Raw genomic sequence first — 6,000 nt, forward strand, 5'->3', positions numbered from 1 at the left:
CTCGGTTCGCCGGCCATTTCTTGCGACAGCTTATTCGGCGGCCCGTACGTGATCTTGCCTTCCGCTATTTCGGTGAGCTTGCGGCGCTCGCTTGCTCTTCCCTCAAGTTCTTGGCCAGCACATTGGCGCAGTCGCTGCGGTCAAGCTGCTTGGCCCACGCGATTAGCGTGCTATAGCGGGTCATCTCGTAGTGCTCTACCGCCTACGCGGAGGCGATCTAGGCTGCGTCCAGAACCTCCTTGTCGGCGATGTCGCCGCTGACTTCGTCAGCCTCCTCAAGGATGCCGCCGATCGCCGGACAGTTGACCTGCTTGGTCTTCACCTAGCTTCCCCGTGCCTTCAGCCATCTCAAGACGAGGGCTTCCTCATCGTCGAGACCGGGAATCGACCGCTTCCGCTTGTTCGCCTTCGTCATCTCGTCGAGCAGCCGGCCTTCGGACCAGGCGTCGCAGACGACTGGATAGATGTAGCATTTTCGGCAGACTTCGCGCGTGTTGCCCAACCGTTCGGCGACCTTGTCGATGACACTATTCACCCGCTTCTTCCGCTGTGCCTGACTTTCAGGCAACTCCGTTTGCGTAAACAGGGACGCGGCGTGGATGGTACCACCCCAGGTACGGAAATGCTTGGAACTGAAGTCAGCGCCGGCGGCCTCCCTGATGTAGCGGTTGACGTCCTCGGAGCGGACCGGCCGCCTGTTTCCGTCTTCGTCGAGATATTGGAACAGCTTCTGGCCCGGCAGCACGCACGATCCTGGCCATCCGGCGATCGACCAGCTTCAGTTTCCACTCCTTGCCGGACTTGCCCTTGAACGCGAAACGCAGGCTCGTGCCCTTGATGTCAACATGGCGGTCGCGCAGCGTGGTCAGCCCAAAGCTCTTGTTGTCGCGGGCGTAGGCGGTATTGCCGATCCGGATCATGGTGTTGTCGAGCAGCCAGACCACGGCAGCAACGACGCGCTCCTGCGGCAGGCCGTGACGACGCAAATCGGCATCGATCTGGCGCCGAATCTTGGGCAGGCTTTCGGCAAAAGCGATCAGGCTCGAAAATTTGGCGCTGTCGCGTTCCTGCGCCCATTGCGGATGGTAGCGATATTGCTTGCGGCCGCGCTGGTCCCTTCCGGTTGCTTGAATGTGACCATCAGGATCAGGCGAAATCCACACATCCGTCCAGGCTGGCGGAATGACGATCGCCTCGACCCGCGCAATCGTCCTGTCGGACGCAGGGCGCCCGTCTGGGCCTTTGTAGGAAAAACCGTTGCCGGCCTTGAGGCGACGGATGCCCGGCTCGGCATCGGTGACATAAGTAAGCGCGGCTCGGTCGGCTGACGCAACGCGCCCCGTTCTTCTGCGAAGCGTCTCCGGCAGCCGATCGGCCAGGCAACGACCCCGATTGTTCAGCATGATTTCTCCACGGAGATTTTCCCTAGATAAGGCTCAGATCGTCGGCTGGTTCCGCCAAGCATTCTGGAGTGCCGTCAGGTCTGTCTGCCGGACATTTACGTCCACAGGCCATCCTCATCGAGATCGGCTGGCTGATAGGAAACAGGATTCCAGCACACCAGCCTCCAGCGTTAAGGTATCAGACCTGACCCGCAAGAGGGTTGCGGGGAAGCAAAGGTGTCGACCCCAAATGGGCTCCAGCCGTCCTTAGGCTTGGCAAACCCGCCGATCTGGTGGGCGGGAAGCCGGCGCGTTCGATCGGCGTGCGGTCAGGGCGTCGGGCGCCGATGGCAGCACCAGCGGCGCGTGGCTGTCGATAACCGATTTCCAGGCGAGCCGTTCGGACACACCGTCGGTAGGCATTGGCCCACTCCCACTACAAGCTACTTCGTGTCCTGTTCCTCCCTGCGCTGGAGAGCTTTCTTCTTGCGACGCAGCACCTCGTCCGTGCCGACAAGGTCCTTCGAGCCGCCGGAAATGGATGTCGAGACCACGGCCGGCGGATCGCTGGCCGGAAAGCTGTCCTCGAGGCCGGATTGAAGCTGCTCTTCGAGCGTGTCCGGATTTTCGGAGCGGCCTTCGGTGCGGCGTCCGTCGATCTCTTCGAGATCGCTTTTGGCGTCCGGGTGGTTGCGGGCATTCGTCATTGTCGACACCACCAGCTCGATCGCGAACTCCTTCATCGCCTCAGCGTGGGGGGCGGTGACTTCAGAGTCCTCAATCAGGCGGATGAGCGATTTTTCCACCTGGTCCAGTTCCTTGCTTCCCTGGCAGCGCGCCAGCCGCCGAGCCAGCGAGTCGAGAAGGGTGGGAGCGAAGGTTGAATAGGCATGCATGCGCGTCTCGTCGACACGTTCGGGATGAAGAGTATGCAGGGACATGGGGTACGTGCCTCCATTGGAATTGTCGTGTTAACCTGGGGCGCCGAAGGCTGCCTCACTCCAACCCGCTTGCGACGTCCTTGAAGGAACTGAGGGAAGCGGAACTGGTTCCATGCGCAGACCGGCAAGTTCGGGCGGGAACTGATGTCGCTTGGCAGTTAATTGTAAGAATGCGGTCGTTTCGGTGATCTGGGGCAGTTAATTGCGAGAATGGCATAGCTCGGATTCTCATGTGCCCTGCTATCGTATTAGCGTGAAGGCCGTGCATCCCTTGAATTTCATACGCCGGCCACGGTTCACTGTCGTCAGGATCCAGCGGTTCATGCCCATCCACTTCATGGTAGAGGACCTGGCGCAAATCGCGCTGATCGACGAACTGCCCGCAGTAGGGGCAGGAGTAGAAATAGTCTCGCGCGCCGGTTCGCTGCCGTGTCGTTTGCCGGGGATTGGCGGCCCAAGGTCAGATAATTTGGTCATCCTTTGAGGGCCTTAGCTTCACGTTCCAGCGTGTCGCGGTCATTGCCGTACTTGGCGATCAACTCCCGTTCCTGCGGGATAGACAGGCCAAATTTACTCGCGAAATAGCCGACCTCGTATTCCTCATCGCCGCTCACGCGGCTGCGATCTTGATAGCCAAGCTTGTTTTTGTCGTCGGTCACCGTGGTTCTCCAGCATGCGATCGACCGCAACGCGCGTCGCGCCGAATTGTTTCGCTGGGCATTTCCAATTCCGGAACTATTTTAGTTAAAGCTAATTGAATCGCGTGTTCTGCGAGGCCTGCGTATGCGTCTGAATTTCATTAAGCCGATGGAGCCTGAACTGGTCGATACCCCGCTGCAAAGCGCGGAGTGGATCCACGAGATCAAATTCGACGGGTACCGGACTCAGATCATCAAGGATGACAACGGGATTCGGTTGATCACGAAGAACGGCTACGACTGGACAGGCCGCTATATCCAGCTTGCCGGCGAGGCAGAGGCGATCGAAGCGAAAGACTTCATCATCGATGGCGAGACGATCACCATCAATGAGGCCGGCCTGTCTGATTTCCATGCACTTCAATCGGCCGTCATCAGCCGAACGCCATCACGCGACCTGTATCTGGTGGCGTTCGATCTCCTGCACCTCAACGGGCACGATTTGCGCGACATGGCCGTGGAAGACCGCCGTACTGGTCGAAGAGCAAACCACGCAATCGCGTTTCGTTGCGATGGATCGTTTTGACCTCCATAGCGAAGCCGCGTCTCGCAGATTTGCTTAATCCGATGCTTGAGATCGGCCTGCTCACCGCGCTTCGACTTGTAGGTGTAAAGGGACCGGTCGATCCGCAACGCATTGCAGGCTTTGCGGATCGAGACCTTCCAGACGTCCGTTAACTCATCTACAAGCGCGCGGCGATGGGAGGCCTTCAGCGCGCCATGCCAAGCCACCGAATTGGTATTGCTCGCTGATCACTCCCGGTGATAATGGAATGTCATCCTCTAGGGCCAGTGCTGGAATGGGCAAATATCGGGAACACCGTCAGTCGCGGAGCCAGGGCTTAGAGAGCGATAACCATCATGAGAGTTGGGAACCGAGTTATTTCGACCGCAGGCCAGCGCCACCCCAGCAGCCTTCGTCAGCGACGACCTTCTTACATGATGCTGAGGTACTCTGGTTAAACGCCGAGAAGGGTTTCGGCTTCTTGAGGCTCAGCGATGGTTCTGATGCCTTCATTCACCTCTCGAAGTTGCAGGCTGCGGGACATGACAGCCTTCCCGAGGGTGCACGCCTGAAGGTCCGAACCGAACCCGGCCAGAAAGGGGCCCAGGTTGTCGAAGTTGTCTCTGTAAGCATCGGAGACGGTGCGTCCTCCCCGAAGGTTGCAAATCGATCCGCCGAAGTCTCGGTTCCTGTGCAGGAACAGGAGGGGCGGGAAGCCGCTGGCTTCGTGAAGCGATACGATCTGAACAAGGGGTTCGGCTTCATCGCGTTGGATGGCGGGGGGAAGGACGTGTTTGTTCATGCGACTACTCTGACCCGCAGCGGCGTTGACAACCTCGACGTCGGCCAAAAGGTGATCATCACTTACAACCGCGGTCATAAAGGGCTTGAGGCGCGAACAATACGGCTCTGCTGACTGGGCGCTGCATCCAAGCCGCAGCGTTATGTTGCCCACAACACTGCGACGGCTTAACCTTGGAGGACCGGTAACGTGATTGAGACCGAACAGATCCGGTGTCGCTGAAGCTGAACGGGGAGTGGCCGATGACAAATGTTGTAACGCTTCACGGCGACAAGCGGTGGAAAGCCGTTCTTGAATATCAGCACGAGAATGGACCGATCAGCATCGAACACTTCCTTGAAGAGATTTCCGGGCTGCACCTGATCATGGAGCATGGACCCGACTGGAACATGCTCATTCGCTGCACAGTCACGCTGAACCGGCCAGACGGTGGTGAAGACCAGAACAGTGTCGAAAAAGCCTGGCAAAACGAACGAGGATCAGGGTGACACTTCCTGCCACAGGGAATTGAAACCGTACGTTGCCTATGCCGATCACGCGCTCGGAGGGGTGGCCTGAGACCCTGAAGCTTAACCTCGTGTCCGAAAAACCGGCAGCAGGCCATTGCTCAAATACAGATGGGACGAATCAGATAAAGGGACCAACACATTGACAGAAGAATCCGCCCACCGCGCCGCCGAACTAGCCGAGCTTACTGCGGAGATTGTCTCAGCATATGTCAGCAACAATCCATTGCCGGTGTCTGGCTTGCCGGACGTGATAGCGTCGATTCATGCTTCGCTATCCGGACTTGGCACGCCGATCGCGCCTGTCGTTGAGCCGCAAACCCCTGCAGTTAACCCGAAGAAATCTGTGTTCCCGGATTACATCATTTGCATCGAGGATGGAAAAAAGTTCAAGTCGCTGAAGCGGCATCTTGCGACCCACTTCGACCTCACGCCAGACGCCTATCGCGAGAAGTGGGGCTTGCCGCGGGATTATCCGATGGTAGCGCCGAACTACGCCGCCGCTCGGTCACAGCTCGCAAAGGCGTCCGGATTAGGCCGCAAGTCTGCGCCCGTTGAGATGGCCCCAGTCAAGAAGACGCCGGCCAAGCGGATGGCGAAGGTCTAAGCTGCTCGGATCCACCCGACATAGGCGCTCGATGCGGCGGTTCGTAGTCCGCCGGCTGATCGTTCAACAGATTGAGCGCCTGGTGCAGGTGTGCGTGTGATGCGTCAAGTGTCATAATGCGGCTGGAACGGCTTCAGCGCCAGCTGCGCGGCATCCATCTCCATGCGCAGTTTGAACACCGCTCGCCGTCGCTCGGAACTGTTCCGCGCCTGCGAAATTTGTTCGCATGGCCCTTTACTACTTCGACATTGACCACAACGGCACCGTAAGCCTCCGGTGAGGCTTTCAATTACCCACATCGTCGGCGGGGTCTATTGCCCCGTATGGATCTGCCGTGATTCTGTTCGTGACGCCGAATCACGGAGGCGTCACGGATGCGAGACAGGTCCAGCAGGAGCGAAGCCGCTTGGCAGGAGGAAGAGCTTTCCAAGGGGTTTTGTCGCAAACTTTTCGGAAAGGTGATTGGTGCATGACACCTTCTCCTTCTTTCCAGGAGTTGCTCATGTTCAAAGGCCGCCATTTTGATCGATCCGTGATCCTGCTGTGCGTACGCTGGTAT

General features: G+C 58.5%; 6 protein-coding genes and 4 pseudogenes. 5 read left to right on the forward strand and 5 right to left on the reverse strand.

Features of this window, described 5'->3' with window-relative positions:
* Nucleotides 1-50 precede the first annotated feature (50 nt).
* From CKW40_RS45005 to CKW40_RS38960, 4 genes and pseudogenes are all read right to left on the reverse strand, one after another.
* Nucleotides 51-319: pseudogene (locus CKW40_RS45005) on the reverse strand (YciE/YciF ferroxidase family protein); the annotation flags it as partial.
* A gap of 3 nt (nucleotides 320-322) precedes the next feature.
* Nucleotides 323-1,383 (reverse strand): annotated as a pseudogene (locus tag CKW40_RS38945) (DNA topoisomerase IB).
* Nucleotides 1,384-1,825: 442 nt separating this feature from the next.
* Entirely contained in the window at nucleotides 1,826-2,323 is a 498-nt protein-coding gene (locus tag CKW40_RS38950) for a hypothetical protein (RefSeq protein WP_095204947.1), read from the reverse strand.
* 473 nt (nucleotides 2,324-2,796) lie between these two features.
* Nucleotides 2,797-2,982: a DUF3606 domain-containing protein gene (locus CKW40_RS38960; protein ID WP_095204948.1), complete on the reverse strand. Its 186-nt coding sequence runs from the start codon at nucleotides 2,980-2,982 to the stop codon at nucleotides 2,797-2,799.
* Between the two features lie 124 nt (nucleotides 2,983-3,106).
* On the opposite strand from CKW40_RS38960, the gene CKW40_RS38965 reads away from it, so the two are divergent.
* A complete protein-coding gene (locus tag CKW40_RS38965) occupies nucleotides 3,107-3,547 on the forward strand; it encodes an ATP-dependent DNA ligase (protein WP_244571476.1) in 441 nt (146 codons plus the stop codon).
* A gap of 2 nt (nucleotides 3,548-3,549) precedes the next feature.
* Here CKW40_RS38965 and CKW40_RS46110 read toward each other — a convergent pair.
* Nucleotides 3,550-3,687: pseudogene (locus tag CKW40_RS46110) on the reverse strand (IS3 family transposase); the annotation flags it as partial.
* A gap of 134 nt (nucleotides 3,688-3,821) precedes the next feature.
* Between CKW40_RS46110 and CKW40_RS38970 the strand changes: the two are divergent.
* The 4 genes and pseudogenes from CKW40_RS38970 to CKW40_RS44435 all read left to right on the forward strand — a co-directional run.
* A complete protein-coding gene (locus CKW40_RS38970) occupies nucleotides 3,822-4,442 on the forward strand; it encodes a cold-shock protein (protein WP_095204949.1) in 621 nt (206 codons plus the stop codon).
* A gap of 128 nt (nucleotides 4,443-4,570) precedes the next feature.
* Entirely contained in the window at nucleotides 4,571-4,816 is a 246-nt protein-coding gene (locus tag CKW40_RS38975) for a hypothetical protein (protein ID WP_143748479.1), read from the forward strand.
* A gap of 160 nt (nucleotides 4,817-4,976) precedes the next feature.
* A complete protein-coding gene (locus CKW40_RS38980; RefSeq protein WP_095204951.1) occupies nucleotides 4,977-5,441 on the forward strand; it encodes a Ros/MucR family transcriptional regulator in 465 nt (154 codons plus the stop codon).
* A 334-nt stretch (nucleotides 5,442-5,775) separates the two neighbouring features.
* Nucleotides 5,776-6,000: pseudogene (locus CKW40_RS44435) on the forward strand (hypothetical protein); the annotation flags it as partial.

It is taken from the genome of Mesorhizobium carmichaelinearum, from assembly GCF_900199455.1.
Taxonomy (GTDB): Bacteria; Pseudomonadota; Alphaproteobacteria; order Rhizobiales; family Rhizobiaceae; genus Mesorhizobium; species Mesorhizobium carmichaelinearum.